At 25.9% G+C, this 23,779-nt stretch carries 21 protein-coding genes; all 21 read left to right on the forward strand.

Going from position 1 to position 23,779, the window contains the following annotated elements:
- Positions 1–45 precede the first annotated feature (45 nt).
- Positions 46–1,605 (forward strand): MSC_0882 family membrane protein, encoded by a 1,560-nt coding sequence (locus AACK85_RS01935; protein WP_338970616.1) that lies wholly within the window; start codon positions 46–48, stop codon positions 1,603–1,605.
- Complete coding sequence (gene hemW, locus AACK85_RS01940; RefSeq protein WP_338970618.1) at positions 1,578–2,696, forward strand: radical SAM family heme chaperone HemW; 1,119 nt, start codon at positions 1,578–1,580, stop codon at positions 2,694–2,696. The genes AACK85_RS01935 and hemW overlap by 28 nt, the downstream gene beginning before the upstream one ends.
- A gap of 49 nt (positions 2,697–2,745) precedes the next feature.
- A complete protein-coding gene (locus AACK85_RS01945) occupies positions 2,746–3,159 on the forward strand; it encodes a hypothetical protein (protein WP_338970621.1) in 414 nt (137 codons plus the stop codon).
- A 114-nt stretch (positions 3,160–3,273) separates the two neighbouring features.
- Positions 3,274–3,516, forward strand: a complete 243-nt coding sequence (locus AACK85_RS01950) for a hypothetical protein (RefSeq protein WP_338970624.1) — start codon at positions 3,274–3,276, stop codon at positions 3,514–3,516.
- 93 nt (positions 3,517–3,609) lie between these two features.
- Positions 3,610–5,763 (forward strand): ATP-dependent Clp protease ATP-binding subunit, encoded by a 2,154-nt coding sequence (locus AACK85_RS01955; RefSeq protein WP_338970627.1) that lies wholly within the window; start codon positions 3,610–3,612, stop codon positions 5,761–5,763.
- Positions 5,764–5,815: 52 nt separating this feature from the next.
- Positions 5,816–6,865 (forward strand): heat-inducible transcriptional repressor HrcA, encoded by a 1,050-nt coding sequence (gene hrcA / locus AACK85_RS01960; RefSeq protein ID WP_338970629.1) that lies wholly within the window; start codon positions 5,816–5,818, stop codon positions 6,863–6,865.
- Between the two features lies 1 nt (position 6,866).
- Complete coding sequence (locus AACK85_RS01965) at positions 6,867–7,490, forward strand: nucleotide exchange factor GrpE (RefSeq protein ID WP_338970632.1); 624 nt, start codon at positions 6,867–6,869, stop codon at positions 7,488–7,490.
- 26 nt (positions 7,491–7,516) lie between these two features.
- The gene (dnaK, locus tag AACK85_RS01970) at positions 7,517–9,352 is read left to right on the forward strand and encodes a molecular chaperone DnaK (protein ID WP_338970635.1); all 1,836 of its coding nucleotides are present in this window, start codon (positions 7,517–7,519) and stop codon (positions 9,350–9,352) included.
- A gap of 57 nt (positions 9,353–9,409) precedes the next feature.
- Positions 9,410–10,579 (forward strand): DnaJ C-terminal domain-containing protein, encoded by a 1,170-nt coding sequence (locus AACK85_RS01975; protein WP_338970638.1) that lies wholly within the window; start codon positions 9,410–9,412, stop codon positions 10,577–10,579.
- Positions 10,580–10,741: 162 nt separating this feature from the next.
- Entirely contained in the window at positions 10,742–11,632 is an 891-nt protein-coding gene (locus tag AACK85_RS01980; protein ID WP_338970641.1) for a hypothetical protein, read from the forward strand.
- Positions 11,633–11,650: 18 nt separating this feature from the next.
- Positions 11,651–12,778 (forward strand): tRNA 2-thiouridine(34) synthase MnmA, encoded by a 1,128-nt coding sequence (mnmA, locus tag AACK85_RS01985; protein WP_338970643.1) that lies wholly within the window; start codon positions 11,651–11,653, stop codon positions 12,776–12,778.
- Positions 12,779–12,833: 55 nt separating this feature from the next.
- Complete coding sequence (locus AACK85_RS01990; protein WP_338970646.1) at positions 12,834–13,469, forward strand: hypothetical protein; 636 nt, start codon at positions 12,834–12,836, stop codon at positions 13,467–13,469.
- A gap of 39 nt (positions 13,470–13,508) precedes the next feature.
- Entirely contained in the window at positions 13,509–15,749 is a 2,241-nt protein-coding gene (locus AACK85_RS01995) for a DUF2779 domain-containing protein (protein WP_338970647.1), read from the forward strand.
- Complete coding sequence (gene fmt / locus AACK85_RS02000; protein WP_338970650.1) at positions 15,733–16,695, forward strand: methionyl-tRNA formyltransferase; 963 nt, start codon at positions 15,733–15,735, stop codon at positions 16,693–16,695. Before AACK85_RS01995 ends, fmt begins: the two co-directional genes overlap by 17 nt.
- The gene (locus AACK85_RS02005; protein ID WP_338970653.1) at positions 16,695–18,032 is read left to right on the forward strand and encodes an HAD-IIB family hydrolase; all 1,338 of its coding nucleotides are present in this window, start codon (positions 16,695–16,697) and stop codon (positions 18,030–18,032) included. Before fmt ends, AACK85_RS02005 begins: the two co-directional genes overlap by 1 nt.
- Positions 18,033–18,112: 80 nt before the next feature.
- Positions 18,113–18,670: an elongation factor P gene (gene efp, locus AACK85_RS02010; RefSeq protein ID WP_338970656.1), complete on the forward strand. Its 558-nt coding sequence runs from the start codon at positions 18,113–18,115 to the stop codon at positions 18,668–18,670.
- Positions 18,671–18,696: 26 nt separating this feature from the next.
- Positions 18,697–18,996: an MMB_0454 family protein gene (locus AACK85_RS02015; RefSeq protein WP_338970659.1), complete on the forward strand. Its 300-nt coding sequence runs from the start codon at positions 18,697–18,699 to the stop codon at positions 18,994–18,996.
- A gap of 18 nt (positions 18,997–19,014) precedes the next feature.
- On the forward strand, positions 19,015–19,242 hold the full coding sequence (locus AACK85_RS02020; RefSeq protein WP_338970661.1) for a hypothetical protein: 228 nt from the start codon (positions 19,015–19,017) through the stop codon (positions 19,240–19,242).
- 233 nt (positions 19,243–19,475) lie between these two features.
- A complete protein-coding gene (locus tag AACK85_RS02025) occupies positions 19,476–21,278 on the forward strand; it encodes a hypothetical protein (protein WP_338970664.1) in 1,803 nt (600 codons plus the stop codon).
- Between the two features lie 203 nt (positions 21,279–21,481).
- The gene (locus tag AACK85_RS02030; protein ID WP_338970667.1) at positions 21,482–22,672 is read left to right on the forward strand and encodes a hypothetical protein; all 1,191 of its coding nucleotides are present in this window, start codon (positions 21,482–21,484) and stop codon (positions 22,670–22,672) included.
- 27 nt (positions 22,673–22,699) lie between these two features.
- Positions 22,700–23,740 carry a hypothetical protein gene (locus AACK85_RS02035; RefSeq protein ID WP_338970670.1) on the forward strand — a complete coding sequence of 347 codons (1,041 nt, stop codon included), beginning with the start codon at positions 22,700–22,702 and terminating at the stop codon, positions 23,738–23,740.
- Positions 23,741–23,779 lie beyond the last annotated feature (39 nt).

Here is a 23,779-nt window from a genome sequence, read left to right on the forward strand (position 1 = left end):
ATTTTTCTTTTATATTTGCAATTTAAATTCAAAGGGGTAATAAGCATGGGTATAATTGCAAATGTCAAATCTTATATAAATGAACCATATACAAATGCGCAAAATTCACAACAAGATAATAATGGACAAATAATTCCGAATTATTCTAAATATCAAGTAGAAAATTTTGCACAATACAACAATATTCCATTAGATGAAGATAAAATTATTAGACCAAGAAATTATAATAATATGCAACCATCACAACAAGTTTATAATAATTCTGTCATGCCAAATCAAAACTTTAATTCAAATAACTATCCAAATTATAATTATGTTCAACCGCAAACTGAATTAGCAAATTCTTCTGATGTTGCAAGATACCAAAATGATTTAACAGAAAATATTCGTCAAGGGCGTTATGCAGAACGAATGGCTAATATAAAAATGCAAAATAATTACCCTATTTATAATGAAGAAATGATGAATGTTAATGTAGACAATCATTATTCTCAACCATATTTACATGATAATAGAAAAATACAATATCAACAACCAATGCAGAATCAATCTCGTTATAATCCTTACCAAAATATAAGCTTTGATGCAGGGTATGCAAGTAATTATAATAATGCAAATTATGCTTATGTCAATAATGGTTTTTATGAAAATTATAATAACGGACATAATTTCAATGCCACTCAACCACAAGTTGTCTATCAACCACAAATGTATCAACCTGTAAATTACAACAATTTTAATGAATTACAATATCAAAATCATAAAGCAAATAAATATAAAAATACAACAATTATTCCAACACAAATCGCAAAGGAAATTAGAGCTGAAAAATGAAGAATTATTCTATTTTTCTTTTTAGGAATTTTTGGAATAGTTTGCGGTTCTATTTTTGCAACAGCATATTTTGTGGCAACTAAATCACTAAATTTATCTGTAAATGATGAAAACGCACTTATTTGGGGAATGAAATTATCATCAATTCCACAACCATTTTTTACAATTACATCTGGAATAGTGGCATTGATTTTATTTATAGTTTCAATAATGGATTATACTTTCATTAAAGCATCCGTTATTAAATATGAAGCACAATTGTTTGCAGGTAGAGAACAAATACCATATTTTATTACAAAAAATTATCGTAATATGATATCTAGAACAATAATTTTGAATTGAATAGCATTCCCAACATATATTTTTGGTGCAATTACTTTAGGTATTTTATATGGATTACAATCAATTCACGAATCTGATCATAATGTATTTTATTTTGGTTTTTGAAAAATTGGTGAAATACCTGATATGACTTCTAACATAACTATTACAACTATTGTTCTATTTGTTGTTTTGGGGATTCAAATTTTTAATATAATAACAACACGTTCTAGAAAAAATAATATTATTTCTTATTATGGTTATGAAATTTTACCAGACAGTGAAATAAGGAGCATTAAAAAAAGAACAAATAGAATTTGTATGGTAATATTTTTAACAATTGTTGCTATTTTATTAATCGCAATTATAATTACAGTATTATTGTTTAGAAGAAAAAATAAAAACGCTACTTGAAGATGGCCATGACAAAAAGCAGCAGTGAATGTTTAATAACAAAAGATCAAATTAAAAATGTTTATGTTCATATTCCTTTTTGTGAACATATATGTTTTTATTGTGATTTTGTTAAAACTAAAGTTATTTCTGATAAATTAATTGATGATTATTTGGATAAATTAATTAATGAATGAAAAACAAAAAACTGTGATTATATGTTAGATACAATTTATATTGGTGGTGGAACTCCATCTGTTTTAAATGTAAATCAAATTAATAAATTAATGTCTTGCTTTCAAAACAATATTTGTAAAGATACAGAAATTACAATAGAATTAAATCCAGAATCAACAAGAAAAGATAAATTGATAGCATACAAAAATAACGGAATAAATCGTATTTCATTGGGTGTTCAAACATTCTCTGATGATTTGCTTAAAAAAATAGGTAGAAAACACACATTAGAAACAATTAAATCTGCTTTTTATTCAATTAAAGAAGTAGGGTTTGAAAATATTTCAATTGACTTAATGTATAACTTGTTTGATCAAACAAAAAAAGATATCTATTTTGATTTTAAAATGATTAAAAAATTAAGACCAAATCACATTTCTTGATATTCATTAATTCTAAAGGAAGACTCAATATGAGGTAAAATGCAAAAAAAATTACCATTGAATGATTATAATTTTGATTTGCTAATAAATAAAAAAATGGCTAAATCAAATTTTGAGAGATATGAAATATCAAATTATGCTTTAGATGGCAAAAAATCAAAGCATAATTTATGCTATTGAACCAATAAATTATTTTATGGTATAGGTGTTGGAGCATCGGGTTTTGAGTCTTTAGATAATGAATTATCACTAACAAATAATGTTGGTAATGTTACTAGTTATAAACAAAAAAAAGAAATTTTAACCATTGATGATTATTATTTTCAAATATTAATGATGGGTTTGCGATTAATAGATGGTATTAATTTAAATATTGAAAATGATACCTATTTTGCTTTTAAAAGATATGAAATATCAATTCAACGATTAATTTCAAAGAATTTACTTGAAATTAAAAATAATCATTTAAAAACAACAGAGCTTGGATATATTAATTTAAATGATGTTTTAATTGAAATATTAGAATAAATGACGTATTTACGTCATTTTTTTACGTAATAATGTGAGAGGTGAGTCAATGCATGAACTAATTATAAATAAAAATAGACACACAAAAATTATCAAGAATATACAATATAAAGTGGATTTGATTACTAAAATAATAAAAATGAATCAATTTCATTTGAAAGAATCATCTATTTTTTATTATCCATCTTACATAGAACAAAAATGAAGAAATTTGATATTAATGTTTAGCTTAAATAAAATTTCAAAGGAAATATTATTAGATAATTTAAATAGAGATTTTAAAAATAACTATTATATCTCTATGTTGATTAATTATTATGTAAAACTAAAAACAGAGTGAATTCATGATTTTACAAGTGATGACTTACAGAAAATGAAGTCAGATATTACTTATTTGATTACTATTTATATTCAATATTATGGGCATATAATTTTTGGTAAAGAGTTGATGAAAAAAATTTAAACAAAAGTATATATACCAATCTTACCTAAAATTTTAAATCATTTCAAATTTTCCAAACCATTAAATTTTATTTTAACTTTAGATGAAAAAAAACTACTCAATGATATTGCAAGTATGAATTACAATGCCACTATTGATGAGTGTTTTACTAAAATTAATATTAAAAAATGAAATTCCTATGACGAACTTAAATATTTTAATTTAGAAAGAGCTGCAATAGCTACAATGAAAAAGAAAACAAAAAGAGAGCAATATTTTAGTGAATTAAAACAAACTGTTATTAATAGATTGTTATTATATTTTTCAAATTATCATATTAATGATTTAACTGCAGATAGTTCAGCAAAAAATTTATAAAATTATCATTAGCACTTGACATAATAGAGTGCTAAATGGTACGATACTTATGAATAGTGATAAATAAATGAATTGCTATTAGGAGGTATTTTTATGGAATTTAATCAAAAGCAAGATCCGCAAACAGATCCAGATATTTTAAAAAAATATACAAGAGATTTAACGCAAGATGCAAAAGACGGGAAAATTGATCCAGTAATTGGGCGCGATGATGAAATAGCTCGTTTAATAAGAATTTTATCTAGAAAAACAAAAAATAACCCAGTACTAATTGGTGAACCTGGAGTTGGTAAAACAGCAATTGTTGAAGGGTTAGCACAACGTATAAATAATGGAGATATTCCTGGTAACTTAAAGGATAAACGTGTTTTAGAATTAGATATGGGAGCTTTAATGGCTGGTGCTATGTTTCTTGGTGATTATGAATCTCGTGTAAAGGGAATTGTTAATAAAATAAAAGAATCATCTGGTCAAATAATTTTATTTATAGATGAATTACATTTAATTGTTGGTGCTGGTAAAACAGCAGGTGGTTCAGGAATGGATGTTTCTAATTTATTGAAACCTGCATTAGCTAGAGGCGAATTAAAAGCCATTGGTGCTACAACATTAGATGAATATAGGGAATATATCGAAAAAGATGCTGCATTAGAAAGACGTTTTCAAAGAGTAATGGTAAATGAGCCAACAATAGATGAAACAATATCTATTCTACGTGGTTTAAAAGAGCGATTTGAAAATTTTCATGGTGTTAGAATTCATGATAATGCAATTGTGAGTGCTGCACAATTATCAAGCAGATATATCACGGATAGGTTTTTGCCAGATAAAGCAATTGATTTAATAGATGAAGCTTCAGCTAATATAAAAACTGAACTTGCATCTGTTCCAGCAGAATTAGATCAAGTAAATAGAAAAGTTATACAATTAGAAATTGAAAGAGCCGCCTTATCAAAAGAAACAGATGATAAATCAAAAGAACGTTTATCTGAAAATGAAAAAGAATTAATTAAACAAAAACAAATTCAAAGTAGATTAAATACTCAATGAGAAACTGAAAAACAAGAAATAAATAAAGTTAATGCACTAAAATCTACAAAAGAACAATTAAAAAAAGAATTAGAACAAGCACGTAATGAAGGCAATTTTAATAGAGCTGGTGAATTACAATATTCATTAATTCCTGCTGTTGAAAAACAATTGCAAAAAGCAATTACAAATAATAAAGATACCTTATTATCTGAAGAAGTTACAGAACGAGATATTGCGGTTATTATTGGTAAATGAACTGGAATACCTGTTGAGGCTTTAGTTGAATCTGAAAAAACTAAATTATTGTCACTAGAGGCTCAATTAAATAAAATGGTTAGAGGCCAAAATCAAGCTGTGCCAGCAGTAGCTCAAGCTATTTTAAGATCTAGAGCAGGTATTAAGGATGCAAATAAACCAATAGGATCATTTTTATTCTTAGGCCCAACTGGTGTTGGCAAAACAGAAGTTGCAAAGTCACTTGCGAAATTATTATTTAGTGATCCAAAAAAAATGGTTAGATTTGATATGTCAGAATTTATGGAAAAACAATCAGTTTCCAAATTAATTGGAGCTCCTCCAGGTTATGTTGGTTACAATGAAGGTGGACGTTTAACAGAAGCAGTTAGAAGATCTCCATATTCAATTGTGCTATTTGATGAAGTTGAAAAAGCTCATCCTGATGTATTTAATATTATGTTACAAATACTTGATGATGGAATGATTACAGATTCACTTGGAAAAAATGTTAATTTTAAAAACACAATAATTATTATGACTTCAAATATTGCATCAGAATATTTATTAACAGTAGAAAACACGGAAATGATAGACCAAACTGTAATAGATAAAGAACTTGCAAAATATTTCAGACCAGAATTTTTGAATCGTATAGATAATGTAATTGTCTTTAATCCATTATCAAAAGAAGTTATTTTTGAAATTATTAACAAAAAACTAGACGAATTACACACCAGAATAGCTGACGAACGTGACTATTATGTAAATTTTTCAGATAAAACTAAACAAAAAATTTTGAATGAAGGTTATGATCGACAATTTGGTGCAAGACCAATTCAAAGATATATTGAAAGAAATATAGAAAATGTTTTGGCTAAAGCTATTGTTTCTGATGAATTAGAAGAAAAAAGAAATTATGTTGTAGATGTTAACTCAAGTAATGAATTTGAAGTTGTATCTGCTAAAAAACTTAATTAGCACTTGAAATATTACAATGCTAATTGTATAATTCTGTTTAGGAGAACAAAATATGCTTTCTGAAAGACAAAATAAAGTTTTAAAAGCAATAATTTCTGAACATATTAAAACTGCTCAACCTGTTGGTTCAAAAACTATTCAAGAATTATTAGACATAGAAGTTTCATCTGCAACGATTAGAAATGATGCTGCTTTATTAGAAGAACATGGTTATTTAGAAAAATCTCATACTTCATCTGGACGTATACCGTCAACAAAAGGTTATCGTTATTATGTGGAAAATCTAATGGATAAAGATGATGTAAATGATTTAAAAGCAAAAATAAATATTGTTTTTGAAGATCGCAGTAAAACTATTGATGAAGTTTTAGATAGTGCATCAGATATTATTTCAGAAATGACTCAATTAGCCACTTATGTTATTACGGGGCTTTCGCAAAATGTTGTGAGTGTTAAAAAAATAGAAGTTATTTCAATAACAGAAAAAACAGCCGCGGTAATTATTGTATTATCGAATGGTAAAGTTGAAAATAAAATATTCGAATTAGAAAATATTTTATTTAGTGATTTAAAAGTAGCAATTAATTTTTTTGATAAAAATTTAGTTAATATACCATTATCAGAAATAGAAGCAAAAGCTAAAGAATTATTACCACGTTTTTCTGAATTAATTAATCAATCAGATTTAGTTTTTCAAAATTTTTTACAAGTAATTGCTGGATTTGATAATTCAAAATCACATGCAAAAGGATTACAATACATGTTAACAAATCCAGAATTTAATGACCCAGAAAAAATAAAATCGGTTCTTACTTTATTGGAGGGTGTTTCACCATTTGAATGATTTGATTTACAAATCAAGAAATACAATATCACAAATAAATTTTCTAAAAAAACAAATATGTTAATTGGATTAGAAACTGGTACTGGTAGTGATGATTTAGCTGTTGTCGAAAAAACAATTATTACAAAGGCTGGTGAAACGGCATCAATAGCATTAGTAGGTCCTAAAAGAATGAAATATGATAAAATAACAGAGCTTTTGGAGTGAGTTGCTAAAAAAATCGTTAATGAATTTGATAACAAAAAAGGGGGTGAGTAGAATGCCAAACGACATTAATTATATTAAATCAACTATTGCAAATTTACGTACTACAATTGAAAAAACAATTGAAATAGAACCAATAGATTTGAATAGAAAATCAAAAAAGGAAAATGAAACAGAAATAAAACAAAATGATGTAGATAATCCATTAACAAACTTAGCAGATTTAGAAGCTTATTTAGATCAGTTATTATTTGAAAACAATCGTTTGAAAGAAGAAAAATTGATGGCTGTTGCTGAATCACAGAATACCGTGCGTAGAATGAAAGAAAAGGAAATTTCAATTAAAAAATACGCAGCTGAGAAATTAGCAGCATCTATTCTACCTGCGATTGATATGTTTAGAGTTGTCTTATTAACACCAAATGATAATCCAGAAATTATAAATTATTTAAAAGGTTTTGAAATGATAATTAAGCAAATGGACAATGCACTTTTAGAAACTGGCATTAATCAAATACAAACAAAAGTAGGGGATGAATTTAATCCAGAAATTCATCAAGCAATAGAACAAATAGAAACAGATGTAGCAGCACCAGAACATATTGCAACTGTTGTTTCTAATGGATACATGTTACATGATCGTGTTATAAAACATGTTTTAGTAAAAGTAGCAAAATAAAATAAAATAGAATGAGGTAAATTATTATGGCAAAAGAAAAAATTATCGGAATAGATTTAGGAACTACTAATTCAGTTGTTGCGATTATGGAAGGTGGTCAACCTATCGTGTTGGAAAACCCAGAAGGACAAAGAACAACGCCATCAGTTGTAGCTTTTAAAAATTCAAATATTATTGTAGGTGGAGCTGCAAAACGTCAAGCAGTTACAAATATTAATACAGCAATTTCAATTAAACGTAAAATGGGAACATCAGAAAAAGTTGAATTGGAAAATAAATTGTATACTCCAGAACAAATATCTGCAGAAATTCTTCGTTATATGAAAGATTATGCAGAGAAAAAAATTGGTCAAAAAATAACTAAAGCAGTTATTACTGTACCAGCATACTTTAACGATGCACAACGTAAAGCAACTAAAGATGCAGGTACAATTGCCGGATTAGAAGTTGAACGTATTATTAACGAACCAACTGCTGCAGCATTATCTTACGGATTAGACAAACAAGGTAAGGAGCAAAAAGTGTTAGTTTATGATTTAGGTGGAGGTACATTTGATGTATCTGTGCTTGAATTGGCAGATGGAACTTATGAAGTTTTATCAACTTCTGGAGATAATCACTTAGGTGGCGATGATTTTGATGAAAAAATTATTGAATTTATAGTTGATGGAATTAAAAAAGAATTTGGTTTAGATTTATCAAAAGATAAAATGGCTTTACAACGTTGTAAAGATGAAGCTGAAAAAGCTAAAATTAATTTATCATCACAATTGGAAGCGGAAATTAGTTTACCATTTATAGCTATGAATGATAGTGGACCTGTTTCATTTTCAACCAAAATCTCACGTGCAGAGTTTGATAAAATGACAAAAGATTTAGTTGATAGAACTGTTAAACCAGTACGTGATGCGTTGACTGAGGCTAAATTGAAATCATCTGATATTGATCAAGTACTATTGGTTGGTGGGTCAACACGTATTCCTGCCGTACAAGAAATTGTTAAAAAAGAATTAGGTAAAGAACCAAATAGAACTATTAATCCAGATGAAGTTGTTGCCATGGGAGCAGCAATTCAAGCTGGTGTTTTGGCTGGCGATGTTACTGATGTGTTATTGCTTGATGTAACCCCATTATCTTTAGGAATCGAAACATTAGGTGGAGTTTCAACCAAATTAATTGAACGTAATACAACAATTCCAACAGAAAAATCACAAATTTTTTCAACAGCAGTTGACAATCAACCAGCAGTTGATATTAACGTTTTGCAAGGTGAAAGACCAATGGCTGCAGACAATAAATCACTTGGACAATTTCAATTAACAGGAATTAAAGCAGCACCACGTGGGGTACCACAAATTGAAGTTACATTTAAAATAGATGTTAATGGTATTGTTTCTGTTACTGCAAAAGATAAAGAAACAAATGAAGAAAAGTCTATAACAATTTCAAATTCAGGAACTTTATCTGAAGAAGAAATTAAACGTATGGTTGAAGATGCAGAAAAAAATGCAGCTTCAGATGCAGAGAAAAAAAATAATATTGAATTAAGAAATAAAGCAGAAAGTTATTTAAATATTATGGAAGCTTCTATGAAAGAAACTTCAAATAACGCAACAGATGAACAAAAAAAAGAATCTGAAGAATTTATAAAATCAATTCGTGAATTAATAGAAAAAGAAAATTGAAAAGAACTTGAAGCAAAAATGTCTGAATTAGAACAAGCGATGAAAATGGCTGCAGAGTATGCACAGGCACAAGAAACTGCAAAAGTTGACGCTAAAGAAGAAGACAAAAAAGATAATGATAAAAAAGATAATGATAAAAAAGATAATGATAAAAAAGATAATGATAAAAAAGAATAAATATTTTAAACAATCACATCAAATGTGATTGTTTATTTGTAGGTTGGTAGGTTAATTATGGCAGATAAACAAAAAAGAGATTATTATGAAGTATTAGGTGTTTCAAAAGATGCAAACACAGATGAAATAAAAAAAGCTTATCGTAAATTAGCTAAGCAATATCATCCTGATATGAACCAATCAGCAGATGCTGAAGAAAAATTTAAGGAAGCTTCAGAAGCTGCTGAAATACTGTTAGACAGTAAAAAAAGAAGCATGTATGATCAATTCGGGCATTCTGGTGTTAATGGTCAATATGCTAATGCAGGTTTTGGTGGCTTTGAAGATATTTTCAAAAATATGCGTCAAGGTACTTCATCGGATTTCTTCGAAGATATTTTATCTGATATTTTTGGTAATACAGGTTTTGGTGGATTTGGCGGTTTCGGACAAAGAACGAGTTCAAAGCGTAGATCATCAATAAATAAAGATGTCATAATTAATGCAACTTTTAATTGAAAAGAAATTTTATTTGGAACAACAAAAAACACTGAACTTCAATTAAATAAAGAATGTGATTCGTGTCATGGTACTGGAGCTGAAAAATCCAGTGATATTGTTACATGTGATTCATGTAATGGGCGTGGAACTGTGATAGTTATTCAAGATTTAGGAATTGCAAAATTTCAAACACAACAAACTTGTCCAAAATGTAAAGGTCAAGGAAAAATTATTAAAAACAAATGTAAATCATGTAATGGCGATGGTACTAAAAGTTATACAAAAACAATTGAACTTAAATTACCACAAGGAATTCATCCTGGTGAACAAGTTCTTTTTAAAGGTTTTGGTAATTATGATGCAGAGACTAAAATAACAGGTAATTTATATGTAAATATAGATGTAAAAGAGTCAAATAAAATTTCAATGGCAAGAAATGGCGAAGACATGATAATGCTTTTAAATATTTCATTTGTAGATGCCATTTTAGGAAATAAAATTGATGTAGAATCTTTGGATGGAATTGTATCAATAACTTTACCACAGGGATTAAAAAATGAATCAAAAATTGTAGTTAAAAACAAAGGTTTTTATAGAGACCAAAAATCTACCAGACGAGGTGATTTGATAATTATTGCAAATATTGTTGTACCTAAAAAAGATGATATGTCGACAGCTGAACAGCAAATGTTAGATATTTTGTCAAAATCACAGGAATGAAAACCTGATAATTCGTTAGATTTTTAGTAAATAATTAAATTTTTACATAATTATAAATTACCCTATACAAAGTATAGGGTTTTTTTATTTATGAATGATTTAAATATATTAAAATATTAATTTTTCTGAATTTATTTAAAATTAATATTTTAATTATGTAGAGTATAATAATAAAGTTAGGGTGAAAATATGAAGAAAGATAATGTAAAAATTGTAAAAATTATTCGCGATAATAATAAAACAGTTGACTCAAATTATTTGAAACAATATTTTAACCCAATAGACAATGTATGATATGATGAAACAACAGATACCTTAACGGGAAACTTTGGAGAAACAATAGATGATATAAAAATTAAAAATGGTAAAATATCTTTAATAAAAAATGCAAATGCTCATTTTTTATCACCTAACCCAAGTGCAGTAAATCATACAATTTTAAATAATTCTTCATTACAAATTGATAATGTTAAAACAAATAATGCAAATACATTGAATATAATAGGTGCGGACACAATAGACTCAAATTCAAATATTTCTCAATTACCAAAAGAAATAATTAAATTGAGAGAAGAAGACTATGTAAAAGAACAAAAGTATAAAAAAAATTTGTTAGAAAAAATTAATACTTCGTTTGATCAAATTTCAAATTTAAAACAAAGCAACACAGATGATAATTATAAAAATAAACCAGCAAACTTTTCATATGATGAAATAGCAAATACTTCTACAATTGAAAATGTGGAAACGTCAAACACTATTGAAAATAGAGGTTATGATTTCCCAACAATTGATGATTTATCAAATACTGATGATCTCAATAAGGAAATAAAAGAAAAGCAAAATCTTAGAGGGTTAAATAGAACATTAGATTTTTTAAATAATAATACAAAATCTACAACACAATTAGTTGGTGATTTATTGCAAAACCAAGCAAATTATGATCGTTTAAAAAATGATTTTGAAACAAGTGAATTTAATGATTTTGAAAGTTGATTTAAATCTTCGAAAGAAGTTAAAAGATTGCAAAAATTGGCATTGAAAGAGCAGAAAAAAATGTTAAAAATGAAAAATAAATAATTGAAAGGAGAGAATTTGATGAAAAAAAAAGTTATTGTTGGTTTATCTGGTGGCGTTGATTCATCGGTAGTTGCATATCTTCTGAAAAAAGAAGGATATGATGTAGAAGGATTATTTATGCGAAATTGAGACAGTAGCACAAATGGTGATATTGAAGGTAACCCAAATAATAATGCAGAGATATGTCCTCAAGAACAAGATTATATAGATGCGAAACTTGTTGCTGATAAATTAAACATAAAATTACATCGTATAGATTTTGTTAAAGAATATTGAAACTATGTTTTTACTTATTTTTTAGAGGAATATCAAAATGGTAGAACACCAAATCCAGATATTCTATGTAATAAATATATTAAATTTGATAAATTTTTAAATTTCGCAATTAATGAGTTAAATGCAGATAAAATTGCAATGGGTCATTATGCTGGGGTTCGTTTTAATGATAATAATGATGAATATGAAATGATGAAAGCAGTTGATGAAAATAAAGATCAAACTTATTTTTTAAGCAAATTAAATCAACATCAATTATCTAAAACTTTATTTCCACTACAAAAATATACAAAAGCAGAAGTCAGAAAAATAGCATCAGAACAAGGACTGATTACTGCAAATAAAAAAGATTCAACAGGTATTTGTTTCATAGGCGAAAGAAATTTTACAAAATTTTTACAAAATTATATACCAAATATTCCTGGAGATATTGTAGATATTGACACAAATGAAATTATAGGAAAACATATAGGTGTTATGTATTATACTATCGGGCAACGAAAAGGATTGAATTTAGGTGGAAATTCAGAACCATATTATGTTGCAAAAAAAGATATTGAAAAAAGAATTATTTTTGTGGCTAAATTATCAAATGATAAATACTTATTTTCAAAAAGTTGTGAAGTTGTTAATTTAAATTTAATTGGTACACTAACAAATTATGTAGATAATAACGATAGTTTTGAATGCACAGCAAAATTTAGATATCGTCAACCAGATGTAAAAGTATACGTTAAAAGAAATAGCAAAAATTCACTATCAGTTATTTTTGAAAATCCAATGCGTGCAATTACAGAAGGACAAGAAGCGGTTTTTTATTTAAATAATCTTTGCTTGGGCGGAGGTACCATTGTAAATGTTTATAGATAAAATTGCATAAATATTTATATTTAATATAAAATAATTTAGAAATAGGGGGATAAATATGTCAAATTATACAATGCCGATTGTTATTGCTTTAGTTATAGTTGTTGTTTTGGTGTTTATGATAGTTTCAACAATTACTAGAAAAAAAGCAGATAAAAAAGAAAGAAAAGAAAGAAAAAGAATTGTTAAAAACGAAATTAAACGTTATATTGCTCAAACAGAATTAAAGAAAAATATATCGGTAGATTTTGAGAAGGTTTTTGCAAGAAAAGGTGAAGCATATAAATACAGAGATGTTTTTGATGTTGTAGTTTCTATTAGAAATCCAAAAAGCAACGAAGTTTTAGAACAAAGAGCATATGAAGTAGAAGGTGTCACAAGAAAAATTGACAAGAAAAATTATAAAACAGATTGAAAAGTAAACGGAAGAGTTAATTTAGAAGAGACAAATAAAAAAATTGCAATTGCTGAAAAAAGAATTAAACTATCAAAAGATGAGAAGAAAAAACTTCGTGAAGATGAAAAATTAATTGTGAAACAAGAACGTGAAAAACAAAAAGCAGAATACAAAGCAATGAAAGAAAAACGTTTGGCAGACGCTAAAGCCGGAATTAAACCTGTCAAAAATAATAATGAAATAAGTGATGAAATTAAGAGAACAACAACGAAATATATTCCTCAAAGAAAAAAATAATAATTTTGTGATATAGAATATTAGAAGAGAATTTTCAATATGTTAAAGAATAAAATTTCAAAAGAAAATTTCAAAAGAGCTTATGCAAGTTGTTTTAAACTTGCATTTTTAATGAATTCCGAAGAAAATTTTAACAAAGTGATTAAATGAACAATAGATAAACAAATAACAACAATTGACAAAAAAATAGAGCATGATATTAAATCTGAAAATTTTAATAGTAATGAACCATCTATTGATTTATTTAACACTTATTTAAATATTGAATTGCAAAAGCATAAAGAATTATTAGACGAAGATCAATATATGTCTGATGAGGAAATTGAAAATTTTACAAATGATTTTAAAAAAAATTGATTTGATACAGATATAGATTTTGATGTAGAGAATTCAACAGCAGAATCAATAATAGATGGAAATGCAGTTGGTGCAAAAGCAAGAGAATATTTCGATTTAATTTCTTTTAGAAATAAAACAAAGACAAAAACTTTAGAAAATTTTTCTTTTAAAAAAGCTTTAAGTGAGACTAATAAATTAATTTATTCTAAAGAAATTTTTAATTACGAGTTTTTATATGAGGCAGCTTTTATGTGAGATGCTGAAAATTTAAGAACACAATGTGATATTTTGAAAATCAAAAAAAATTTTCATGTTGAATTATACGAAGTGAAAGCAACTACAACAGCAAAAACTGAACATTTATTTGATATTTTATATCAAAAATATATTTTAGAGAAAAATGGATTCATTGTTGATAATGTTTTTCTGTTGAATATAAATTCAAAATATGAATTAGGTAATAATGTTTTAGTTGATAAATCTTTCGGGGATATTGCAAAAGATGAGTACAATTATTTTTTGCAATCAAAAAATAATTGTATAGAATATAATTCTTTCAAAAATAATTTGGATGAAATATTAGAAAAAACAGATAATCTTGTTAAAAGTGACCTTAATTTAGAATTATTTTTTAAATTTGATGATTTTTCAAGTAAAAGTAAAGCAAAAAATAAAACTACATTAGTTTTTGAAAAATTGACAACTTTTTTTGATTTTGAATGTACAGTTGAGGAGTTACTTATTGAACTTGATAATTATTTGTCACTTAGTGATGAAAAAATATTGACAGATTTCAAATTTGGATATTGTAAATGTAAAAAAAATTTAAATTCAATTAAAAAAATAAATGTAACAAGAGATAAATTTGATAAAGACAATAATCAAATAGTTTGTACCCATTTTGTTGAATGATTTGATAAAAACGAATTTTCAGTTTTTGATATTGGATTAAAAAAAACTAATGCTTTAAATTTAGCAAAAAATGTCAGTTCTTTCTATTTGAAAAAAATTAATGAAAATAATATCATGCTACCATTGAACAAAAATGGTAAAACAATTTATGATTATCCTGATTCATATCACGCTTTATCGGTTACATTAAAATATATTATGCAAAATAATATTTCGTCAATTGAAATTATTAATAAAAAAATGCTAAAAAATTTGAATTCATTTTCTGAATTATTTTTGAAATATCCAGTTTATCACTATGATTTTGAAACAATGAAAACGGCAATACCTATTTTTGAAAATACATGTTCATATCAACAAATACCATTTCAATATTCATTAGATGTAATGACAGATGAATCATGAATTGAAAAAATTAATAATAATAATAATTTAGATTTTATGCCACATTATGAACATATAAGTGAAATTGATATAGAAAAAAATAATTTTGATCCTCGCTTTTCATTTGTGAAAAATTTTATAAAGAATTGTTTTAGACATGGACCTGGAACTTATGTTTCATATAATGAAAGTTTTGAAAAAAGTGTTTTAAAAAGATTGGCAATTACATATCCGAGTTTAAAAGAACCTATTTATTTTATAATTCAAAATACAATAGATTTAATGAAATTTTTTTCTGGTATTACTTTAAAAAATCCTTTGATATTATCAAACAAAGATTCAATAACATTGAATAAATATTCAATATACCATCCGAATTTTAGGGGTAGTTATTCAATTAAAACAACTCAACCTGTTTTGTATCCCAAATTATCTTATAGTGATTTGATTATAAATAAAGGTGATAAAACAAGTTATATATACAGAATGATTGCTACGAAAACATCACCATTTTTCGAACAATACAAAGATAAGTTTAGATATGATATGTTAGTATATTGTAATCGTGATACAATGGCAATGGTTGTTCTTTTGTATGAAATATTAAAAATAATTAGGGAGGCTAACGATGAATCAAAAAATTAGAGTAGTTTTTTTTGGAACTTCAGAAATTGCAGCAGAAATACTAGAAAGCATGTTAGATATTAACATAGAAGTTGTTGCAGTTGTAAGTCAACCAGATAAATCAGTTGGAAGAAAACAAGTAATTACAATGACACCTGTAAAAACTGTTGCATTAAAACACAATTTATTAATTTTTCAACCAAATAAAGTTATAGAAATACAAGAAAAATTAAAAAAATTAACACCAGATACGATTGTTACTTGTGCTTACGGTCAAAAACTACCACAAGAAATTTTATCTATTTGCCCGAATAAATGTTTTAACTTTCATGCGAGTTTATTACCAAAATATAGAGGTGGTGCACCTATTCAATATTCAATATGAAAAGGTGAAAATGAAACTGGTATTTCTATTATGCAAATGATCCAGGAAATGGACGCAGGAGAATATTATATTCAAAGAAAAATTATTATAAATGATAATGAAACGTATGCAACTTTATTAAAAAAATTAATTGAGTTGGGTAAAAAAATGGTTAAAGAAGATTTATTGAAAGTAATTAACAATGAATATACACCAATAAAACAAGATTATGCAAATGTTACTTTTGCGTCAATTATTTCAAAGGATGATGAACATATCAAAGTTACAGATTCTGCAATTGAAATTGAAAGACAAATTAGAGCATTTACTCCATCTCCTGGCTGTTATTTAATTTTAAATGATATTCGCTACAAAATTATAGAGGCTAGGTTATTAACAGTTAATGATCACTTTCCTGTAACTTTAATTATACATCCACCAGGTCATATTGTTCATGTCGGAAATGAAGGAATTACATTTCAAACAGGTTCTAAATTTTTGGTAATAACAAAAATTCAAAAAGAAGGTAAAAAACCAATTGACGCTTCTCTATATTTTAAAAATAAATTACCAGATATTAAAACGGGAATGCTTTTTAAATAATGTATAGATTTAAATCTTTGAAATATTTATTAACAGCAATATTAATAATTAGTGTCTTAATTGCAATCGGTTATGTTAGTTCTTTTATAAAAATATCAATCAATAGCAATTTTCAAATTTCAGATGGTATATTTTTCAGCTTAACAGCATTTATACCTGGACCAATGATGCTAATAGTAGGTATTATTTATTCTCCTCTCTTGGATTTATTGATGGGTTCAATTATTTATATGCCATTCACATTATTGATACATATTTTAATGTGATCAGTAATTTATTTTTTTAAAAAATTTTTAACAGTTTATGTGGCTTTCTTAATTTCATCTATTTTAACTTTATTATATGTGCTAATAGCATTTATAATATATGATAAAACTGTTGCAATTTTAGAATTAATAACAGATTCTATTCAACTTTCAATTTCATTTGTAATAAGTAGTATTATATTTTTTTCTTTGAATAGATTAAATAAAAAATCTAAAAATAAAATTTGAAATGACAATTTATTTGAAATATACAAAGTAAAAAAAAATACAATCAAATGATGATTTACAGATTATGATGGAACTTTTGATAGATCAAATAATGATGAAATAGATCAAGCTGATTTAGAATTTGCAAAGGAATGAATTGATGGTGGAAACCAATTTATTATTGCATCAGGTAGAATGTATAATGAAATTAAAGAAAGAATTGAAAAACATTCAATTCCATATGATTACATAATATCTCAAAATGGAGCTTCGCTATATGCAAATAACGGCAAATTAATTTCATCTCATACATTTTCTAATCAACAAAAGTTAAAACTTTATAATTATTTAAAAAATATTCCAGAAATTGCTTTAGCATTTTGCGAAAATGATCAAAGAATAGAATGAAAATATGAATTATTCGATTTTTTAAAAAATGATAAATATATGGGTAAAACATATATTCCAGAGGAAGTTAGTTTTGAACAGAAAACAAAAAGATTCATGAATTCCAAAAATATTACTGTTGTATTTGTTTTTATGAAACCTGATTTAATGAAATCATTTGTTGAAGAGTTCAACAGTAAAAATAATGATATGCGAGCAGTTATTACATATGATATTCTTGTTGAAATAATCTTATCAAAAGTTTCAAAAGCAACAGCTATTAAAGATTTAATGAGCTTAAATAGAATTGATATCAATGATATATATACTTCTGGTGATTCATATAATGATGTTGAAATGTTAAATATGACAAAAAACTCATTTGTAATGGACAGTGCACCAACTAATGTTAAATGTTATGGGGAACATGAAATTTCTAAAGTTTCAGATATCAAAAAATATATTTTATTTTTATAAATTAAATAAACTAAATGAATTATTTTGTAGTATTAATACCTAAATATTGCTAAAATTATAATGATAGGAGTAATATTAATATGCAGGTAAACGATTTAAGACGTGGAATGGCATTTGTGTATGAAAATAATTTATTTGTTGTTTTAGACCAGACATTTACAAAAACTGGTCGTGCACAAGGACATGTAAAATTAAAAGTTAAAAATATGAAAACCGGTGCAAGGACAGAATTAACATTTACTGGTGGCGACAAAATAGAAAAAGCAATTATAGAAAAAAAAGAAATGCAATATTTATACAACGATGGTATAAATGCAATATTAATGGACACAGAAACTTATGAACAAATAGAATTACCTATTTCAAAATTAGAATGAGAATTAAATTTTTTGATTGATGGTGCAATGATTTCTATGACAGAATCAAATGGAGAATTTTTAGGAATAGAATTACCAGATAAAGTAGAATTAACCATTGCAGAAACAGAACTAGCAGTTGCTGGAAACACAAATTCTGGAGCACAAAAAAAAGCAATATTGATAACTGGATTGGAAATACAAGTGCCACAATTCATTAAATCAGGAGAGAAAGTTTTAATTTCAACGATTGATGGTAAATACACAGGCAGATCAAATTAATTTGTAATTTAAAGGAGTAAAAGTTTATGTATGTCGTTATTCAAAAGAACACTAGAGGAGTTTTAGAAATTGAAGAAAAAGCTTTGATTGATTTAATTACTTATCTCGTAAGAACAAACAGTAAAAATTTAGATTCGGATGATATTAAAGTTCACATTTTTGTTAAACACGAAGTTGTTTTATTTGTAAATATTGAATTATTTATATCTAATATAGACGAACAAATTCAGGATGAAAATAATATAACATCAGTTATTGAAGAGGCGATTGTTCAAACTTTGCAAATAAAACCTAAAAATGTTTCATATGTATATACACATAAATAATAAGGGGATATAATTTTAATGATTGAGGCAATTATATTAATAACAATTTTATTGATTGTCATTGTTGTTGTGACAATATTATTAGTTTTGTTTATGAAAAAACATCCAGGTAATAAAGATGTAGATAAATTAACAACAGCAACACAAACTATAGGTTATGATGTTGATCAAATTCGATCAAATTCAATTACCAAAGTTGCGAATGAAATATATCATGAAAAAGATGAAAAAATTAGTGAAAACTAATTTTTTTATTTAAATAATTTCAATCATTAAAATGAAATAATGTAAATGCAATTTTGATATTAAAATTAACGACTTAAAGTGAAAATATATAAAACACATAAATATTTTTTTCATAAATATTTAGATATATCTTGCATTTGTATTGTCTTTCTTGTATTATATATAGCATTTTGGCATAAAATAGTGTATAATCTAGGTGTAACTTATAAACGGCAGTGATAGGGGAAAATACTATGGCAGAAACAAAAAAAATATCACAGAATCATTCTTCAGTAATTAAAAAACAAGTTAAATCAAAAGAAGTTTACGAACCATTATATTTTAATGACGCAACAATAGAAATTATAAAGGCATATAATCTTCAAGGTGAAGAAAATTATAAATCTTTAATGGTTCAATTTGAACGTATTAATTTATTAAGCGATGAAGATACAAGAAAAGTAAATTTAATTCAAATGTGGGAAGAAGAATTTAACCGTATTTTCAAAGATTTTTGAGAGCAAAACATTTCAATGTCAAGAGTGAGAAAAACAAATAAATCTCAAATTGATGGTTGAAAAGATAGATTGAATATTAAAGAAGTAGCTACAAATCCTGATGATTTGAGAAAAACTTTAATAGGTAAATTAAATTCAGTCAATGCCTTTGGACAAAAAAGAAATAATAAAGAAGATATCATGAAACGCGCTGGCTATAGAAATATTGCAGATAATCGTGATTTTAATTATCAAGTTCCAGGTAAATCTGGTACATCTGCTAAAATTGAATCAATGTTAGATGCTGCTGAAACATCAGGAGTTGGTCCACTTAATTCAATGCTTTCTAATACTTTAGAAGAAACTCGTGATTATAAAAATACACCAGGATTTTCTTTTGGATCTGGTATAGAAGGTGTTGTTAATTTGGATGGTTCACTTTATAGAGATGAAACATTATCAGATTTTACTTTTGCAAAACAAGACTCTACATTTGATGAAATAGATGGCGATAACATTTATGATGACATTAATGAAAATGATGAAAAACAAGAATTATCAGACGAAGATATTGATCAACTTGCAAATGATAAACAATTTAATTACAACGAATCTGTTCAAGGATTCGCAGCAGAACCATCATCATTTGATATAAATTCACCAGTATTTGGTAATACAATGAATGCTATGTCTAATGGTTCAAATCCAAATTATATGGCTCTATCCATGCCAGCAGATACGGCTATTGATCCAAATAAACGTAATATTTTAGAAAAAAATGGTTTTCATTATTTTGACCGCGAAAAAGATTACAGTAGAGGTGGATACAGTCCGTTTGAAACAACAGAAGAACCGTCAAAACCATATCATGAAATTAAACCAGTCGGTAATTATGGTATGACTTTTGAATATTCGAAACGTCCTTCGATGGAAGATTTGCTTGAATCTGAAAAAAATAAAACTGAATTAATAGACGAAATGACTGAAAAAATGGAATTTCTACGTGATTTGCGTAATGAAAGACGTCATAGAATTTCATTGATGAAAATTGAAAGAGCAAATTCATTTATTGTTACTCGTTCACGTAGATTAACTGAAATACGCCAACAACGTCGCCAAAAACATGTTGGTAATGATCAATTAAAATTAATTGAACGTAACGAGAGAATACGAAGATTAAATGAACGTCAAAAATTAATTCAATTAATGAAAGAACGTCAGATTAAAAAAGCCGAAGAAAGACGCGTGGCTTCTTTATTGCGTATTGAACGCGAAAGAAGACTACAACGTGAGGCAAAATACAGAAACCAAGTTTCATCATTGGATGCACAAATTCGTCATGAACAAGAAGTTATTAAACGTGCAGAATTGAAAATGAAAACTTATTTCACAAAAAATTGAGATGCAAAATATTTTGATGAATCATTAAAATTAGCTCGTCAGACATCAAAATATGTTGTAACAAATAGTAGAATTAAACGTATGCAAGATTTAGAAGATGTAAAAAGAGCCAACAGAATTGAAAAATTATCTCGTAAATTTATAAAAAATCAAAAATAATTGCAAATTATTTTTTGTATTTAATTTGAAAAAATAAAATATTATTAGCCAAAATTTGTTAAATTTTTTAGTACAATTAAGTAAATGGAATTAATGATAAGATTTTTGCAACTTTAATTTGCAAGATCTTATTTTATTAATAATTCTATGTCTTATAAAATTATTAGATGAATTATAGATAGATTGAGGTTAGAAGGCTTATTATGGCGACAAAAAATAAAAAAGGTGACACGTTTGATTTATTAAGTACTAAAACGAAAATTAGAATACGTGATTTAATTGAAAAAAGATTAACTCCACAAACAATAGTTTTATTTGCACAAGAATATGAAAGTTATGATTTATCAATTCGTGTACAAATAAATCAATATATCAGATATTTAATGGAATTAGAATATGAAGAATTTTTATCATCAACAAAAGCATTATCAAAAGGTGAAATAACTTTTGGACAAAAACAAGTTTTTGAAGAAAGACAACGTTCTTTGAAAACATTACAAAATTTATTGAAATCTAAAGAAACAAATATTTTGCATAGTACCAAAAATGATAAAACATTAATTGATTCAAAACAAGCAATTGCAGAGCAAAAAAAATTCAATTTTGGATATAAAGAATCAGCAAAAGAAGCAAAAAAAACTGAAGATTTAATGAGAAAACGTTTAGACGAAATGGAAAAACGTGAACGAGATGAAGCTTCAGGGATGTATTCAATAAGTAAGAAACCATTACTTGTAAATCCAAAACAAGAAACAGCGAAAATTGCTAGATCTGTTATAAATGATGATTTTGAAACTAATATTGCAAAAACTTCAACAGAGAAAATTGTAAAAAATATAGATTCAAATAATTATAATTCATCAATTGTGAATAAAAATAAATTCAAAGATTTTGATCAAGTAAGAACAAGAATTACAGATGATAAAGAATATAAAAAAGAACAATTGGAAAAAGAACGTTTGTGAAAACAATTGTATGGTAATTTGAAAAAAAATAACGATGAAAATGAATTTGCTAATTCTACACCTGAAATTTCTGAAAAAGACAAACAATTTAATATTAATGTTTTTGATGATAAAAGAAATTATTTTTTTGTAGGCAATGTTAAAATTACGTATTTTGAAGTTGCTGATCCAAAATCAAGAAATTTTATTTTTTGGCAAAAATGAAGACGAAAAAAAAGTATGTTTACTGTAGAAAGTTATTTTCAACAAACTGCAACTGAAAAATTTAGATTGAAAATTTTAAAATTACGTAATAAATTTATGTCTAAAAATGGAATTAATGAAGAATCAGTAATCCAACCAATATCGGCGAAAAAAATTAAACCTGCAGAACCAAAAAAAGAAAATAAAGTAAATAGTAATCCAGAACCAACTAAAGATGAGGCTTAGAATCATACTATGATATGAGGTGATACTATGGAATATATATTTTCACAATTATTTTGATGAGAATATTTATTGATAGGTATTGTCTCATTTTTTATTGTTTTTTTAATTTTTTTACTATTAATAGTTGCAAGAAAACATAAAAATTTCTGATATTCGAAAATTCCACTTATTGAAAATAAAAATTTAATTCCAAAATTTAATATTACAAAAAGAATGTCTAAAAATAAGTGAGGAATTTCAAATAGAAATCTTGAAAAATATTGATATAGGTCGTTAGTTAAAAAGTATAAAATATGCGTGTTTAAAATTAGTGAATTTTTTGACAAAGGACTATTTAGCTCTAAATTTCTAAATGTAAAATTACTTGTTCATTCATTAAGCGATTTGTCAACGGCGAATAGAGTGTTAAATCATGTAAATTATTTATCTGCATATTTTGAATCATTATGATATACAAAATATAGAGTACAATTAATAAATTTTAAAAAATATGTAGCAAAAACAAATAACATACCTGTTTATTATTTTTATAAATATTACTTCACTTTTTTAGAAGATTTCAGACTTCTGATAATTGGTCAATTAATAAATTTTATAATACCAAATATAATTTTTTTGTGATTGCCAAATAAAACACTAGAAGAACATAATTTTGCAGTACCAATTACTTCACCAGAAAAAATAATTGAAGATCAAATTAAAAATACTGAAGTCGCAGCTGAAGAATTATATGATAATGTTTTCAATTTATATATGAATGATATAAAAACATCAACTAATAAGTTTAAAAATATCAATAATGATTTAATTATAACATCAACAAAATATTTAAATCCTTCATTAGTAATTTCCACAATGTATGCAAAACATAAATACAAAGTCAATTTAAAAATTTTGAATTTACCATTAACTTTCAATTTGCATCAAATTTTTAGTAAATATAATAAGATACGAAAATCTTTCAAAGATAATCAAAAAAACGAATTATTAAAATATAATAATGCTATAAATTATATAATTAGTTATTTAGATTTAACAAAAGAAGAAATTAATTATTTTATTAATTAGTTTTTTATTATTTTTATAATCTCTGCAGATAATTTATGT

The organism is Spiroplasma endosymbiont of Labia minor (genome assembly GCF_964019845.1).
In the GTDB taxonomy this organism is placed as follows: Bacteria; Bacillota_I; Bacilli_A; order Mycoplasmatales; family Mycoplasmataceae.